This is a genomic window from Mammaliicoccus sp. RAM2, assembly GCF_045897195.1.
GTDB lineage: Bacteria > Bacillota > Bacilli > Staphylococcales > Staphylococcaceae > Mammaliicoccus > Mammaliicoccus sciuri.
Window position 1 is genome coordinate 219,291 of the sequence record NZ_JBJNWI010000001.1, and the last position, 16,806, is coordinate 236,096.

The 16,806-nt window shown below is 31.4% G+C and carries 16 protein-coding genes; 4 read left to right on the top strand and 12 right to left on the bottom strand.

All coding sequences use genetic code 11. The annotated features are described in order from the left end of the window. Window positions 1–48: 48 nt before the first annotated feature. The 7 genes from fabI to ACJTHF_RS01105 all read right to left on the bottom strand — a co-directional run bounded on the left by fabI (window position 49) and on the right by ACJTHF_RS01105 (window position 6,916). Entirely contained in the window at window positions 49–822 is a 774-nt protein-coding gene (gene fabI / locus ACJTHF_RS01075) for an enoyl-ACP reductase FabI (protein WP_106417841.1), read from the bottom strand. 152 nt (window positions 823–974) lie between these two features. Next, window positions 975–2,816, bottom strand: a complete 1,842-nt coding sequence (locus ACJTHF_RS01080; protein ID WP_058592506.1) for a cation:proton antiporter family protein — start codon at window positions 2,814–2,816, stop codon at window positions 975–977. 10 nt (window positions 2,817–2,826) lie between these two features. After that, the gene (gene mgtE / locus ACJTHF_RS01085; protein WP_025905662.1) at window positions 2,827–4,209 is read right to left on the bottom strand and encodes a magnesium transporter; all 1,383 of its coding nucleotides are present in this window, start codon (window positions 4,207–4,209) and stop codon (window positions 2,827–2,829) included. A gap of 31 nt (window positions 4,210–4,240) precedes the next feature. Beyond that, complete coding sequence (locus ACJTHF_RS01090; protein WP_232156540.1) at window positions 4,241–5,101, bottom strand: RluA family pseudouridine synthase; 861 nt, start codon at window positions 5,099–5,101, stop codon at window positions 4,241–4,243. Between the two features lie 2 nt (window positions 5,102–5,103). Next, window positions 5,104–5,907 carry an NAD kinase gene (locus ACJTHF_RS01095; RefSeq protein WP_048542013.1) on the bottom strand — a complete coding sequence of 268 codons (804 nt, stop codon included), beginning with the start codon at window positions 5,905–5,907 and terminating at the stop codon, window positions 5,104–5,106. Window positions 5,908–5,918: 11 nt separating this feature from the next. Then, window positions 5,919–6,554 (bottom strand): GTP pyrophosphokinase family protein, encoded by a 636-nt coding sequence (locus ACJTHF_RS01100; protein ID WP_048542741.1) that lies wholly within the window; start codon window positions 6,552–6,554, stop codon window positions 5,919–5,921. Window positions 6,555–6,559: 5 nt separating this feature from the next. After that, window positions 6,560–6,916 (bottom strand): hypothetical protein, encoded by a 357-nt coding sequence (locus ACJTHF_RS01105; protein WP_025905666.1) that lies wholly within the window; start codon window positions 6,914–6,916, stop codon window positions 6,560–6,562. Between the two features lie 135 nt (window positions 6,917–7,051). Here ACJTHF_RS01105 and ACJTHF_RS01110 point away from each other — a divergent pair, with 135 nt between their 5' ends. The 3 genes from ACJTHF_RS01110 (at window position 7,052) to ACJTHF_RS01120 (ending at window position 8,900) form a co-directional block, all read left to right on the top strand. Further along, complete coding sequence (locus ACJTHF_RS01110; protein ID WP_048542012.1) at window positions 7,052–7,630, top strand: CYTH domain-containing protein; 579 nt, start codon at window positions 7,052–7,054, stop codon at window positions 7,628–7,630. A 95-nt stretch (window positions 7,631–7,725) separates the two neighbouring features. After that, on the top strand, window positions 7,726–8,085 hold the full coding sequence (locus ACJTHF_RS01115) for a globin (RefSeq protein ID WP_049319860.1): 360 nt from the start codon (window positions 7,726–7,728) through the stop codon (window positions 8,083–8,085). A gap of 20 nt (window positions 8,086–8,105) precedes the next feature. After that, window positions 8,106–8,900 (top strand): DsbA family protein, encoded by a 795-nt coding sequence (locus tag ACJTHF_RS01120; protein ID WP_058592510.1) that lies wholly within the window; start codon window positions 8,106–8,108, stop codon window positions 8,898–8,900. Window positions 8,901–9,397: 497 nt separating this feature from the next. Here ACJTHF_RS01120 and pepF read toward each other — a convergent pair whose 3' ends face one another. The 4 genes from pepF to spxA form a co-directional block, all read right to left on the bottom strand. Next, a complete protein-coding gene (pepF, locus tag ACJTHF_RS01125) occupies window positions 9,398–11,203 on the bottom strand; it encodes an oligoendopeptidase F (protein WP_078355604.1) in 1,806 nt (601 codons plus the stop codon). A gap of 41 nt (window positions 11,204–11,244) precedes the next feature. Next, complete coding sequence (locus ACJTHF_RS01130) at window positions 11,245–12,234, bottom strand: competence protein CoiA (protein ID WP_058592512.1); 990 nt, start codon at window positions 12,232–12,234, stop codon at window positions 11,245–11,247. A 52-nt stretch (window positions 12,235–12,286) separates the two neighbouring features. After that, window positions 12,287–12,976, bottom strand: coding sequence for an adaptor protein MecA (mecA, locus tag ACJTHF_RS01135; protein ID WP_048542004.1), 690 nt, complete (start codon window positions 12,974–12,976; stop codon window positions 12,287–12,289). 151 nt (window positions 12,977–13,127) lie between these two features. Further along, window positions 13,128–13,523 (bottom strand): transcriptional regulator SpxA, encoded by a 396-nt coding sequence (gene spxA / locus ACJTHF_RS01140; RefSeq protein ID WP_025905673.1) that lies wholly within the window; start codon window positions 13,521–13,523, stop codon window positions 13,128–13,130. Between the two features lie 334 nt (window positions 13,524–13,857). On the opposite strand from spxA, the gene trpS reads away from it, so the two are divergent. After that, window positions 13,858–14,853, top strand: a complete 996-nt coding sequence (trpS, locus tag ACJTHF_RS01145; RefSeq protein ID WP_048542003.1) for a tryptophan--tRNA ligase — start codon at window positions 13,858–13,860, stop codon at window positions 14,851–14,853. Window positions 14,854–15,178: 325 nt separating this feature from the next. Here trpS and ACJTHF_RS01150 read toward each other — a convergent pair whose 3' ends face one another. After that, window positions 15,179–16,801, bottom strand: a complete 1,623-nt coding sequence (locus ACJTHF_RS01150) for a peptide ABC transporter substrate-binding protein (RefSeq protein ID WP_078355603.1) — start codon at window positions 16,799–16,801, stop codon at window positions 15,179–15,181. Between the last annotated feature and the right edge of the window lie 5 nt (window positions 16,802–16,806).

Here is a 16,806-nt window from a genome sequence, read left to right on the forward strand (position 1 = left end):
ACATATACAAAAAACCAACAAAATCATAGATTTTGTTGGTTCTCTAAATTATCTTACAACATGGTAACCTGAGTCTACATGAATATTCTCACCTGTTACACCGCTTGAGTAGTCACTTAATAGATAAGCTGCTGTTTTACCTACTTCTATAATATCTACATTACGTTTTAATGGTGAACGTTCTTCAATTTCTTTAAGGATCGCATTGAATCCACCTACACCTTTTGCACTTAATGTACGGATTGGACCTGCAGAGATAGCATTTACTCGAATGTTATCTTCTCCTAAGTCACGTGCTAAATATTTAACGTTTGCTTCTAAACTTGCTTTAGCTACACCCATTACATTGTAGTTAGGTACTGCATATTCTCCGCCTAAATAAGTTGTTGCAACGATGCTGCCACCTTCTGGCATTAATTTTTTAGCTTCTCTTGCAACGATTGTTAATGAATAAGAACTAATATCTTGTGCTAATAAGAAACCTTCACGAGATGTATCAGTAAATCTTCCTCTTAAGTCTTCCATATTAGCAAAAGCGATTGAATGGTAAACACCATCTATATAACCAAATTTTTCTCCAATTTGTTCAAAAGCATTTACAACGTGATCGTCTTTTTGAACATCACATTCAAAAATATGTTGTCCTTTTTGATTTTTTAATTCTTCAAATAATTTAACAAGTTGATCTTTACTACGTTCTTTTCTGTATGTGAATACTAAGTTAGCACCTAGTTCGTCTAACACTTTAGCTACACCAAAGCCAATACTTCTTTTGTTCGCAATACCCATGATTACATATGTTTTACCTTCTAAATTAAACATTCACTATACTCCTTTAATATGTATATTATACTAAACATTCACTCGTTATAATAACACTGGTCAGACCACCTGACAAGCATTATACTTTTATTTTATATTGAATAAAAAGTAAAAATGAGGTCTATAGTACAACCTCATTTTTACAAAGTTTATTAAATAAATTCCATATCTTGTTTTAATTGTGAAACATATTCTTTTGATCCTGTCACAATTAACTTATCTCCATATTGTAATTCAGTATCACCATGAGGTACGATTGAATCTTTGCCTCTAATAATACGTACAAAGATTACGTCCCCAGCAAATGGGAATGATCTTAACAATACATTATGATAACTATGGTTCTTCATCTCTATCTCATATAGAGAAGTTTCTACGTTACTTAATAAGTTCAGCATATTTGGAGATTCAATTAATCCTTTAAGTAAGATTTTATTACTTAAGAAACTACTAAAGAATTCAATATTTTTACCTTCAAATGCTTCATCTTCACTACCATTTTCTTGTTTACAAATAATTCTTTTAACGCCATGATTATGCGCCATTAAAGCAACTTGTTTGTTGATTTGATCATCATTTGCTGAACATACAATGATATCTGAATCAAATAAGCCTAATTCTAATAGTTCCTCTTCAATATAATCATCTAACTCAAATGTTTTAATACTTTCATCTAACTTTCTATTATCTGAAAGATCTTTTCTAAAGAACATTGAAGTTTGATAAATGTGAGAATGTATACTTTGAGCAACTGGGATCGATAATTGGTTTTTACCAATAAAGCTCACTTTAACAATTTTCTTAGTTTCTTCAGGCATTGGGAACATCTTCTTAAATACAATCGGTACAAAGACACATGTGATAACTGCACTTAGAATAAGTATGCCAGATATTTCTGAACTGATTGTTCCAAGTTGTTCAGCGATTTTTGCTGCTGCGATTACAAGTGACAATGTTGAAGTTAATAGGAATGCCGAAGAAATTGTCGTTTTACGGTCATACCATTTACCTATAAATGCTACTGGAATCAGCTTAGAAATTAAAAAGGCAATAAACAGTAAAGGTATGATAATTAATAAACCTGGCTCTTGCACAAGTGACGGAATGTTTAAATTCACACCTACCATAATGAAGAATATTGGAATAAAAAAACCATATCCAAATGAGTCTAATTTCTCTACCATATCTTGGTCAGGCCCTAATAACGATACGATAACTCCTGCTAGGAAGGCACCTAATATATTTTCAGCGCCTACTCCTTCAGCTAAACCAACGAGTAGAATAATGAGTGCAAACACTGCACGAATACCTATTTGAGTTGTACCTGAAGTTAATTTTTTTAAGAATGGTGATTTTTTAAATAAACCACCCATAATATAAAAGATAAAACTAAAGACGATTAGAATACCTATAAGCCATAACGGTGAATCACCTTTAGCATTTATTGTACCGTAAACTGTTAATAGTAACATTGTTGCTAAATCTGCTACAACTGCAACTAACAAGATAAACTGTCCGATGCTTGTATGCATAATATTCATTTCTTTTATTGTTGGTACAACTACGCCCAAACTAATTGTCGAGATGATGATAACCATCAATAATACGTCGTCTATTAAACCAGTCCATTTGAATATAAAGGCTAATAAAATAGATAAAACCATAATTAAAGAAAATACGACGCCCGTTAAATATAAATTACTTGGAATATTATTTCCTTCTTGTTCATCAGAAGTTTGTTTCGTCTTAAACGCGTTAAAATCAATTTCTAAACCACTTAAGAACATTAAAAATATAAAACCTAACGTCGATAAGATAGATAACCATGCGTCTTCTTTTACTAATCCAAATAAAGAGTCACCTATGATTATCCCCATTATGATTTCAGCAACGACAACAGGTAAGAAAGAAATTTTCAACCTATTTACAAGTATAGGTGTTAAAAATGCAGCAATAACAACAATAACTAGAGATGTAAAACTAGAATGCTCCATATTATTCTCCTTATATTAGATAAGACATAAATGCTGTTGCTAAACCAAAGTAGATTAACATACTGACAATGTCGTTTATTGTCGTAATGAATGGTCCACTTGCAACTGCAGGGTCAATATTCATTTTATTCATAAACATCGGTATAATTGCACCCATTAAAGTACCTACAGTCATCGCTATTGTTAAACTAACTGAAACGATAAGCGCCAATACAGGTTCACGATATAATAAGACAATTATAATGAATAAACTTATTGCACAGAAGAAACCAGTCAGTAGTCCTGAACCAGATTCACGAAGTGCGAGCTTAAATTTGCTTTGTTCATTTATTTCACCTGTTGATATATTACGTACAGATACGGCAAGAGATTGTGTACCTGAGTTACCACTCATACCACTAATGATAGGTATAAATGCTGCAAGAAGTGCAACTTGTGAAAGTGTATCTTCAAATTGTCCTAGTATGGATGCTGTGATCATGCCTAAAACCGTTAATATTAATAACCAAGGTAAACGTTTCATAGCTGTTTGGAAGACTGAATCATTTGTAGAGTCGATGTCAGATACACCCGCTAATTTAGAGTAGTCTTCACTTGCTTCTTCATCCATAACGTCCAAGATATCATCAATTGTAATGATACCTAATAAATGATCTTGATAGTCGATTACAGGTAACGCAATCAAGTCATAATCTCGCATTGTTTGTGCGACGTCTTCTTGGTCATCAGCTACATTAGAACTGATAACACGTTCACTCATAATTTCTTCAATATATGCATCATTTTCAGCGACAATTAAGTCTCTTAATGAGATAACGCCTGCTAATTTTTTATTTTCGTCTACAACGAAAATAACATATATTGTTTCCGCTTCAGGTGCTTGTTCTTTAACATAGAACATCGCTTCTTTAACAGACATTGTTGAATATACTGAAATAAACTCAGTGGTCATAATACCACCGGCAGTATCTTCTTCATAATGAAGTAATGCTTTAATTTCTCTAGCATCTTCACGATTCATGAGTGTGAGTAAAGTGGCTATTTTACTTTTAGATAATACATTCAAAATATCAACTGCGTTATCGTATGACATGTCACTTAACATTTGACTTGCATAATTAGCATTCATATTTTGAAAAATTTCTTCGTATTCTTCATCATCTAACTCAGTCGTTTCAAAGAAGTCAGCTACTTCTAACGGTGAAAGGAATTGATATATTTTTTGTTTGAGCTCATTATCACATATTTCAAAGTATTCACCTTGGTCATATGTATGCATATTTAAAAATTCTTCTCTAAATTGGTCTATTTCATCATTTGCTAATAGTTCGTCTAACTTTTCTTTATCAAAAGCTTCGTCTTCGATGTAATTTTCATTATTTTCATTAACCAACTTTGCCACCTCCTCATAAAAATACAATTTATTATATCATACCTACACCGCTTAGGTTATAGTGCATTTCATCAACAATATGCAATTGTTTCAAAGTGATTGGATGTATAAATTCTATATGATTGCACTGCAGTAATTGATGATCATATTGACCATCTTCATATCCATATAAACTATCACCTATAATTGGATAACCAATATATGCAAGATGTACTCTTATTTGATGTGTTCTACCTGTAAAAAGTTGTAATTTAAGCATGCTATTTTCAGAATCACCATCTAAATATTCATATTCTGTATGTGCAAACTTACCTTCTTCAGAAACTTCTCTTTCTATAATAGAATGTTTAGCACGTGCAATTGGTGCTTTAATAACACCTTTCTTCGGTGCAACAACACCATGTACAAGTGCAACATAGTATTTACTTATTGTCGTATTTGAAACCATGTGATGTAATAATTGATGCTTCGCAAATATAACTATACCACTTGTACCGCGATCTAAACGTGTCACTATATGTGGAATTGTTCGTTCACCATTCATTAGCATATAGCTTAACACCGCTTCAACTAAACTATTATGAGGATGTTCTCTAGAAGGCGCTGTATTCATCATGGCAGGTTTAGAAACGATGATAAACCATTCATCTTCAAACAAAATATTTAAATCAAACGTAAATGGTTCTAAATTATGACTAGGAGATTCATTTGGTAAGTGAATCTCAATTTCGTCACCTTCATGAATTTCTTTTCTAACGGTAGCGTGTTCTTTATTCACTAATAAAGCGCCATTCTGCTTAATGGCGCTTAAACTCTTTTTAGAAATGCCTTTATCATATAAGAATGTCTTCAAAATCATTGAAGAAGCTGCTCGATATTGTAATACTTTCATGTTTAATCCTCATTTGAAATAAATGAATCATGTACTCTTTTCCAGAAAGGAAATGGTCTAAATCTTGCAAAGCGGACTTTTTCATTTGCTACTCTATATTGAATAGATTCAATATTTTTATGTTTAACATTTACATGATCAATCGTAACTTGTAATGTATCGTGATTTACTGGATGTATATGACAAACGTGATGTTTAGGTAATACAAGCGGAGAACCAACCGTTCTAAAGACACGGTTATTAATAGAAGCTATTTCAGCTATTTGCATAGCTTCTAGTGATGGATGTATAAGTGCCCCACCTAAAGCTTTATTATAAGCCGTTGAACCAGATGGTGTTGAAACACATAAACCATCACCTCTAAATCTTTCAAACTGCTCGCCTCTTAATACTAAATCTACAACTAGTGTTGCGCCATTATCAGTTTTAATAGTTGCTTCATTTAAAGCTAAATATCTCGTTTCATATCCGCCTTTTTTGTAGCGAATTATAACTTCTAATAATGGATATTCTATAACTTGATAAGTTGAATTGTTAATTTCAATAATGAGTTTTTCAACTTCATGTGGCAACCAATCAGCATAGAAACCTAAATGTCCAGTATGTACACCTACGAAACTGACATCTCCTAGCATATGACTATATTGGTGAAATGCTTGTAATAAAGTACCATCTCCACCAACAGAAATTACGATATCGGGTGATTCTTTGTCTTCAACCATATTAAAGTCATTCATATGATTTTTCATTTTATACATTAAAGCATTCGATTTTGAATCACCTTTTGATAATATATTATATTTCAAAGCATTCACCCCTAATCGTGTTTGTGTTTATTACTTTTCTGTCTGGAATAATATTTCTGTGCTTCTTGAATTTCTTCACGTATTTCAGACATTTCTTCATCTAATAAAAATGCTGCCTCAGCTGCTCTCTCAAGTCTATTTCTTATTTCAGGAGGATAATCACCATCATACTTATATCTTAAGGTATGTTCAATCGTCGCCCAGAAATTCATCGCTAATGTTCTAATTTGAATTTCTGCCAAAATATTCGTTTGACCATGTAACGTTTCAATTGGATAACTGATAATTACATGATACGAACGATATCCACTTTCTTTTGTATATTCGATATAATTTCGTTCTTCTACAACTTCAAAATCTTGTCGTTGTCTTAATAGTTCTACAACGATATCTATATCATCAACAAACTGACACATCATTCTTAAACCCGCAATATCATACATTTCCTCTCTTAATCGATCAAAAGGAATATCACGTTGATTTGCTTTATCTATAATACTTGAGATGGGTTTAACACGACCTGTAACAAACTCAATTGGCGAAGGTTTATCTGAAGATTCATATTGTTTACGTAACCCCTTCAATTTAATCTTTAATTCGTCAATTGCTTGTTTATATGGTGCCAAAAATTCTTCCCATTGATTCATAACCATCACTCCGCTTTGTTTAATTCAAATGCTTCCTCTACCGAAGCTACAAACGCTTTACCATAGTTGTGATTATCTGCGATGTTATCTAATAAAAATTCCATTTCTTCTTTAAATGAAGTTAATACTAAATGATCATTGACGATGACCTCTTTGTCGAAGTGTTCATGAATCATTGACCATGTTTCCTCTACAAATAATAAATAATGGTATTGTTCACCGCTATCAAGCATATATACAAATGCATGATTATCGCTATCTACAATCATATGCTCTGCTGGTTCTAATCCCTCAGTTGGTTGGTCTGTATAACATTTGATTTGATTGTCATTTATTTTAATTTCATTTACATAAATACGCATTGTTGTTCCTCCTTATTCCAATCTATTTTAACACATTTTAATTTAAACATTCATATCATCAAGTCAATTTTGTATAATTACTTGTTTATCCGTAAATCTTCTATAATAATAGTGTAAAAGGAAGTGTATATCAAAATGGGACAAGAACTCGAAATTGAATTCAAGAATATGCTCACGCTTGAAGATTATGAATTAATCAAACAATATTATTTTAAACAAAGTGAGCCTTTTAAACAAACAAATTACTATATAGATACAAATAATCATGATATTATGTCACAAAAAATGGCACTACGAATACGTGAAAAGAATCATAATTATGAAATGACTTTAAAAGTCCCACAAGAAGTTGGTCTTCTAGAATATAACGAAATAGTTGAGGATATTCCTAAACAAGGTGAACGTTTAAACAAACAATATCTTCCAGAAAACATTACTGAAATATTAAATAAGTTTAATATTCCACTAAATGACCTGAGACAACTTGGTGATTTAACGACTTATAGGTTAGAAAAAGATATTGGCACAGGACTTTTAGTATTGGATCATAGTATTTATTTAGGTATTGAAGATTATGAATTAGAATTCGAAGTTAAGGACTATGATAAAGGCGAAATAGCTTTTAATAAAATTTTGAATGACTTGAATATAGAAAGAAATATTCCAAATAATAAAGTGGTACGCTTTTTCAATGCAGATCGCAAAAGAACATGAATTTACTTTCGTTACAAGTCGAAATACTTTTAAAAATTTAAGAACATGTTATATTAATATTATCGATAATGAAATAAGCAAGAAAAGGTGAAATTATGACCCCATATGAAGTAATCGACCCCCAAGATTTGTACGACATGATTGATCACTTTTATTATCTCGTAGAACGCGATAATCGTATTAATCATCTTTTCCCTGGTGACTTTGCAGAAACGAGTCGTAAACAGAAACAGTTTTTAACGCAGTTTTTGGGTGGTCCAGCATTATATACAGAAGAACACGGTCATCCGATGTTACGACAACGTCATTTACCTTTCAGAATTACGAATAAAGAAAGAGATGCCTGGCTAGAGAATATGCTTGAAGCCCTTACCCAATCTCGATTAAATAAAGATATACAAGAATATTTATATGAAAGACTCAAGCTAACTGCAAACCACATGGTTAACGCTTAATATAGTTGAAGGTGGATAATATGGCCGAAGAATTAAGACTAATCCATGCTAATGAACAAAATAATATAGATTTAACACCTGTAAGCAAAATCGAAATTTATTCATTTTTTGATCCATTTTGCGAAGATTGTTTTAATCTATCAGCTACATTAGCAAAGTTAAAAATTGAATATCAAAAATATGTTAAAATTCGTCAGATTTTGAATCCCTCTCTAAAAGTTTTGACTAAATGTCAGGCTCAAAGCACATGTGAATTTGATAATGTAGCTTTAGCATTTAAAGCAGCAGAATTACAAGGACATAATAGAGCGAGCAGATTTCTAAACTTAATTCAGAATGAAATTATACCTCATGAAAAAATCATTACAACTGAGCTGATTAGAAAGTGTGCGTACAAATCTGGAATTGATTTATCTGTATTTATTAAAGACTTGAAAGAGCAGTCATTGACTGATAGTTTACAAACAGATTTGCATATTTCGCGTGAGATGGATATCAATATGACACCATCACTTGTGTTCTTTAATGAAGATGTACATTCTGAAGGACTTAAAGTAGAAGGTTTATACCCATATCATATTTATACGTATATCATTCAAGAACTTATTGGAACAGAAGTTGAGAAGCAACTTCCTCCAAAATTACTCGACTATATACAATCGCAATCAATTATTTCTGAACAAGAAATTGCGACAATATATGAATGGCCAGAGAAAATTGTCAAACGCGAATTAAAAAAATTACAACTCCAAAATTATATAGAACAACAAGATTCTGTACACGGAGATTTTTGGAAATTTAAGAAAAGTAAATAATGATAAGTATTAGGATCTGTATCCTTACTTAAATTAATTAGCATCTCATTTCACTGGTTCATCCAGTTAAAAATGAGATGTTATTTTTATGTTTTAGAATAAAGTCGTAAAATAAAAAAACAGCAGTCATCCATCATTAAAGATGAATAACTGCTGTTTTTTTGGACTTTTATGCCCTACTCAATTTTTAGCATGAAAATTAAGATTCATACTTTATGGTTAAATATACGTCCTTATAACTTATACTCACCACTTAATAGATAACTTTTGGGATGTTAACTATGAATGAACAAATAAATAAAAAACACCGTGTCTGATTACACGGTGCTTAAACAAAGGGGATGGGAGAAATTTTTCACTTCAAACAAAGGGGTATGTTTGTTATGTGATTAATTTCATGTATGTAATATAACATGCTCTGTACACTAAATTCAACAAAAAACATCGGTTTTTTTAATTTGTCACACAGTTGTCATATTGGAAACGTCTACATACATTTATTTCTCTTTTACAAGCTTTTCAAAGGCATTTAGTTTCTGTTCAAAGACTTCCATTGCCTCTTCTATTGGTTGTTTAGATGTCATATCGACACCAGCTTTTTTCAATACTTCTATCGGATAATCTGAGCTACCTGCTTTTAAGAATTCATTAATATATCTCTCAACTGCTGGTTCGCCTTCTTCTAATATTTGTTTACTTAATGCTTGTGCTGCACTATAACCTGTAGCATATTGATAAACATAGAAATTATAATAGAAATGAGGAATACGTGACCATTCTTTGGCAATATTCTCATCTGTCACAACAGCATCGCCGAAATATTTTTTATTAAGTTCTGCATACTCAGAGTTTAAACGATCTGCAGTTAATGGTTCACCATCTTCTACAATTTTATGAATAAGATATTCAAACTCAGCGAACATTGTTTGTCTAAATAATGTTGCTCTAAATCTTTCTAACTCTTGGTTTAGTAAATATTTACGCTTTTCAGGATCTTCTAAGTTCTTATCCATATATTCACTTAACAATGCTTCGTTAGTTGTTGAAGCAACTTCTGCCACAAAGATTGAATAATCACTTTCATTTGATTGTTGATGTTTTCTACTGAAATAACTGTGTGCAGAATGTCCAAATTCATGAATTAACGTAAATAAATCAGAAATAGAATCTGTCCAGTTAAGTAAAATAAATGGATTTGTTAAGTGAGCGCCTGAAGAATAGCCACCAGAGCGTTTACCTTTATTCTCATAAACATCTACCCATCTATTATTTAAACCTTCTTCAACTACATCTATGTACGTTTGACCCATAGGTTGTAACGCTTTAACCATCCAGTCTTTAGCTTCTTCATATGGCATCTCAAATGAAGAGTTTTTAACTAGTGGTGTATACATATCATACATATGCATTTCATCTAAACCAAGTAACTCTTTTCTTAAAGCAGTATAACGATGTAACAATGGTAAATGCTTATGTACAGTCGCAATTAAGTTATCGTATACTTCTTCTGGAATAAAGTTATTTGATAGCGCTTGTTCACGAGCTGAGTTATACTTGCGAACTTTTGAACTAAATATAGCAGTCTTAACTTTCCCACTTAACGTTGCAGTTAATGTATTGTTATGACTTCCATATGCTTCATAAACATTATCATAAGCAGATTTTCTTAAAACGCGATCTTCAGATTCTAACAATTTAGTATATGTGCCTTGTGTCAGTTCATGTTCATTACCATCTTTATCGACAGCTGGTTTAAATGTTAAGTCAGCATTATTAAACATACCAAATACATTACTAGGTGTTTGTAATGCTTCCCCTGCTTCAGCTAGAATCTTTTCTTCTTTATCACTTAAAATGTGAGGTCTTTTCTTATTCAGTTTCTCAATATCAAATTGATATCTTTTTAAATCATCGTTTGATTCAACAAATTCATTTAATGTTGCTTCATCAATAGACATTAATTCAGGCAAAATGAAGCTCCATGCACTCGCAAATTTATTAGCAAGTGTTGCTGCCTTCGCTTCATATCCAGCGTATTTATCATTTGCTGTGTCTTGATCATGTTTCAAATGAGCATAAACATAAACCTTACCTAGTTTCTCATCTATTTCACTATCAAGTAATAACGCTTTATACAATGTTTCTGCACTATCTTTCAAGTGACCTTTGAATTGTTCTTCTTTACCTAAATAGCCTTCTAACTCTTTAAAAGCTTCTTCATATGCTTCGTCAGAAGAAAAGATAGTTGTTAAGTCCCATGTATATTGTTCTTGTTGTTCTTCCCTTGTAATTAACTTCGCCATCTTAATAGCCTCCTTAATATTTCATATTTATAATTTTCTCATTAATTAGTCCATTTTGCACGTGAAATAGCCTTTCGTTTTATAATTGAAATATATGAGTAAAAGGCGCTCAATAGGATTTCTTTCTTAGAATAATGACAATCATAAAATGATCTAAATTCTATGAACTGATAAAATTTTTCAAAAGTAAATGTCTTATTTTTCATTTCTAAAAATAAGTATGATTGCCATGTAATACAATGTGTTAAAAAATATATTTGTTCAGGTACAATAATGCCAATAATCGGGCGTCTCTTCTTATGTATTAAGCGAGCATTATATAATAACGATAGCGTCGGTTCTAATACATTCTTCTGTTTCCTACATTTAGTTAAATATTCTTGGTAAGCCATATCCGTTAATGCTAAATTTGGTATTTTCTTTAACGGGTAATCTTCTAATAAATGGTCCCATTGAATTTCCCGTCTATAACCGATAAATCTATGTTTATCAATTGATTGTAAACATTCATATCTTATTAATAAACGCTCTTCAGGATTATAAGTTATAAGTGTTCTTTCTTTATGATTAATGAGTGCTGCTTCAAAATAACTGAGGGTTAATATACCATTCAGATATTTAATATTTTTACCAATCCAAATCACTTTTATATTCATTAATCGAAATCCTTCACTCCTATCCATTAATAAATCAAAGCTAATAGGTGAATATTGAAATTCGACAACAATATTTTTATTAATCATAATGTCGGGAATTTGTTCAATTTCAGATATATAATATTCCATATCTATGTTAACTTTCCCATTTAAGCATGCATAAATATGATGTTTAGATGATATGTGATCAAGAGATTCTTTCTTATAACTATTTCTTAAACAATAACTATCTACTTTATGAGCAAAGTGCGCTACAGTATGTTTTCCTTTCTTGATAACGAGTTCAGATAAACAATCCGGGCACCTATAAATTTCATTGGTCTTAGCGTGTTGTGCATATATTAACTGATTATGTTGATTAAGTCCCATTAACATAAAAAACACCTCTTTACTATATAAAACGTAAAGAGGTACTAAAATTACTTATTTAATTTTTAGGTTCAAAATATCTTCTCACTTGACCCGTAACATTATAACTCATGACAACTTTCGCATAATCATCTAGATATAATTTAGACACTTGAGTTGGATTTGCATATTCAAGTAATTGTCCGTAGAAGTCATTAATAATGTCTTCACTATCTATTTGATCAAATTGTACATAATAATAATATTTGTTATCTAACATGTATAATAAGTCTGTAAATACAATATCTTTATGTTCATTATAATGTGCATATTCAATAATATCTTCTAACTCTTCGAATCTTACAAGTAAGCCTATGTCTTTAGGGACAAATTGTTTTTCAGCTTCTTTCTCATCATTCAAGAGATCTCCAATATTCTGATCAGAATCGAGTGCTTGAGATAAGAAATCATTGACTTGATACTCTAATTGATCATTAGATTCCTCGTCAGTCATATTTAACAGTTCGTCACCTTTAGATTTAGAAACTGTTACTTCAACACCCTTTTCAAATGCATGCACTTGGATCCACAAAGGTCCTTCAACGACAAATTCTTCCTCATCATTGATTTCATCCATCATAGACCAGAAAAATTCTTCGCCACGTTTACGATTTGTCCATAAATCTTCACGTTTGAAACCTCTTGCTTCGATATCTTGATAAGTTATAAATAATTTTACCGTTGTTTCATCAATTCGTTCTATTCTCATAATGTCACACTCCCTTACTCTAGGAATAGTACATTCATTGTATTATAAACAAGTACATTTTAACAGTAATTTGTTCGAACTATTCACAATTAATTTACTATACAAAAATAGCCCCTGTAAACAGGAGCTATAATGTTAATATTAGACTAAATTAGTCAACCATACGTTGTGCTTCCATTAATTGGAATGTACGCACTTTTCTTGGTAAGAAACGACGAATTTCATCTTCGTTATAACCAACTTGTAAACGTTTATCATCTAAAATAATAGGTCGACGTAATAAACCTGGGTTGTCTTGTATAATTGTATATAATTCTTGTAGAGGTAATGCATCGATATCTACATTTAATTTTTGATATGTTTTAGAACGAGTTGAAATAATTTCGTCTGTTCCATCTTCTGTCATCTTTAAGATTGATTTAATTTCATCTAATGTTAAGTGTTCTGAAAAAATATTACGCTCCGTATACGGAATGTCATGTTCTTGTAACCATGCTTTCGCTTTACGGCAAGATGTGCAACTTGGTGAAGTAAATAATGTTACCATACATCTCACTCTCCTAATTGAATATTATTTATGTTAAACGTCAGTGAACTTATAAGATAAAATACACTTAATTATATATACCCTATATATTACTAGGTTAAACATATATTGCTCACTTGGTTTAATCTTTATCTAATTGCTATAAATATATTATATAACTCAAAGATTAAAATTAAATGAGAAACTGCTAATAATTCATTAAAAAGCACATAAATTATAGATGAATATGTTTATGACGACATATTTATCTAGTTACTAGAATAACACAACTTACAAATGAATAAAATACTGTTATAATGATATAAAGAAATTTTGTAGAAAAGAGGCAATTTTAATGGAAACTTTATTTTCAGGTATCCAACCAAGTGGTATCCCTACTTTAGGCAACTACATTGGCGCATTAAAACAATTTAATGAGATTCAACACGACTATGACTGCTTTTTTTGCATCGTAGATCAGCATGCAATTACAGTACCTCAAGATAGACTTAAATTAAGAGAAAACACTCGTAAATTAGCTGCGATTTACTTAGCATCTGGACTAGACCCAGAAAAAGTAACGCTATTCATCCAATCAGAAGTACCAGCACACATTCAAGCAGGTTGGATTTTAACAACAATCAGTTCAATTGGTGAACTTGAAAGAATGACGCAATATAAAGATAAAGCACAAAAACAATCTCAAGGTATTCCAGCAGGTCTATTAACTTATCCACCATTAATGGCAGCAGATATTGTACTATATAATACGAATATCGTACCTGTCGGTGATGACCAAAAACAACATATTGAATTAACACGTAATGTTGTTGATCGCTTTAATACGAAATATAATGATGTTTTAATTAAGCCAGAAATTCACATGCCTAAGTTTGGTGCTAGAATTATGAGCTTACAGGACCCAACTAAGAAAATGAGTAAAAGTGATGACAATCAAAAAAACTTCATCTCATTATTAGATGAGCCAAACGTTGCAGCTAAGAAAATTAAAAGTGCTGTTACAGATTCTGATGGCATCGTTAAATATGATAAAGAAAACAAACCAGGTATCAGTAATTTACTCGTGATATACTCTAGCCTATCAGGTCAATCAATTGAAGAATTAGAAGCACAATATGCTGATAAAGGATATGGCGATTTCAAAGGAGACTTAGCTGAAGAAGTTAAGAAATTCCTTGTAGAATTCCAAGAAAAATTCAATTATTATTATGAAAACAAAGAAGTATTAGATGAAATACTTGATAAAGGAAGAGATAAAGCAAGTTTCGTAGCCAATAAAACATTGAAAAAGATGGAAAACGCTATAGGATTAGGTAGAAAAAGAAAATAATTATAAAAAGAGATGGTCGTGACCATCTCTTTTTTTATGCTAGATTATATTTGATTATTATAACGCACGATATCTCTCAGTCTTCGTGCGTTACACCCCTTTTTCACCCTATAACGCACGATATCTCTCAGTCTTCGTGCGTTACACCCTTTTTTCACCCTATAACGCATGATATCTCCTAGTCTTCGTGCGTTACACCCTGATTTTGTACCCTAGCGCACGATATTTCTCAGTCTTCGTGCGTGCCAAACTACCAGATTCATCTCCAATATAAAAAGCAGTAGAAACTCACATTTAAGTGAATTTCTACTGCTTTTTTAATGTCCTATTTTTCAATATAAGCTTCTTTTAATGTAGAAACGCCTCCGAATTGGTGGTTCACTACGTTTTTAACGTTAGGTTTTTGAAGTTGTGCTACACCGACTTGATAAAGTGGTACAATACCCGCTTCATTTAATAACATACCTTCAGCTCTTTGTAATTCTGAAAGTCGTTTGTCAGGATTGCTTGCTAATGATGAGTCTGCTGCTTTAATAATACTATCATATTCTTTATTAGACCAGCCAGTATTATTATGAGAACCGTCTGTAACATAAAGTTCTAAGAATGTCATTGGATCTGGATAATCTGGAATCCAGTTTTCTAGTGACATTTCATATTCACCTTTTGATACAAGATCAAGTTTTTGTTTAAATGGTTGTTGTTTAATTTTAATCGTAACACCATCTAAATTCTTCTCTAATTGTTCTTTAAAGTATTCAGCATCTCGTTTAGCTGTATCTTTATCATAAGTCATAAGCTCAATTGTAAATTTATCTTTACCTAATGCTTTTTTAGCTTTTTCATAATGTTCTTTTGCTTCTTTAACATTATATTGGTTCGTATTTTTCACGCCATCTTGATATTCCTTACCTTTACTATCTTTAACAAAATCTTTTGGTACAAAGTTATCTGTTGGAATAGAACCGTTGTTCAAGTTATTTTTTACGTATGCTTCTTTATCAATTGCTTTAGCAAATGCTAGTCTAAAGTCTTCATTCTTGAATTCAGGTACTGTATCTTCATTTAATTTGAAGTAATACGTTACGGTATCTAATTCTGTATTAAATGCTTTGTCATCTTTATATTTCTTAACTTGCTCTGCTGGTAAATCTACAATATCCAATTTATTAGTTTCATATAAATTTACAGCTGTTGAAGCTTCTTTAACGACTTTGTAGTTAACTTTATTTAATTTAACTTTATCTTTATCCCAGTAATCATCATTTTTTTCTAACGTAACTTTATCATCTGTTTTCCAGTCAGTCATTTTGAATGGTCCATTATATAATGTTGTTTTGACTGTTGTACCATACTTGTCACCTTGTTTTTTAACGAATTTTTCATTTTGTGGCATAAATGTACCGAATGACAATAATTCTTTATAGTATGGTAATGATTTCGTTAGTTCAAATTCTAATGTATGATCATCTACTGCTTTAACACCAAGTTCTTCAGGCTTTTTATCTCCTGAATTAATTTCTTCTGCATTTTTAATATCGTATAAGATATATGCATATTCAGATGCAGTATCTGGATCTACAACTTTTCTCCAAGCAAAGACAAAATCATGTGCCGTTACTGGATCGCCATTTGACCATTTTGCATCATCTCTTAATTTAATCGTCCACTTCTTACCATCGTTCATAATTTTCGGGTCACCTTTTGCTACTGCTGGTATTGCTTTATCATCTTTATCTAATGTGTAGAGACCTTCCATTGTTTGGAAGAACATATCAAATGATAAACCATCTGTTGCCATAGCTGAATCCATCGTGGGTACATCACCATTAATTTGTAAGTCTAGCGTTTCATCACTCTTACCCTTACTACCGCCACCCGACGAACATGCACTCAATATGAGTACCGCTACTAACATCATTGTTAAAACTTTTAATATTTTAGACATGTAAC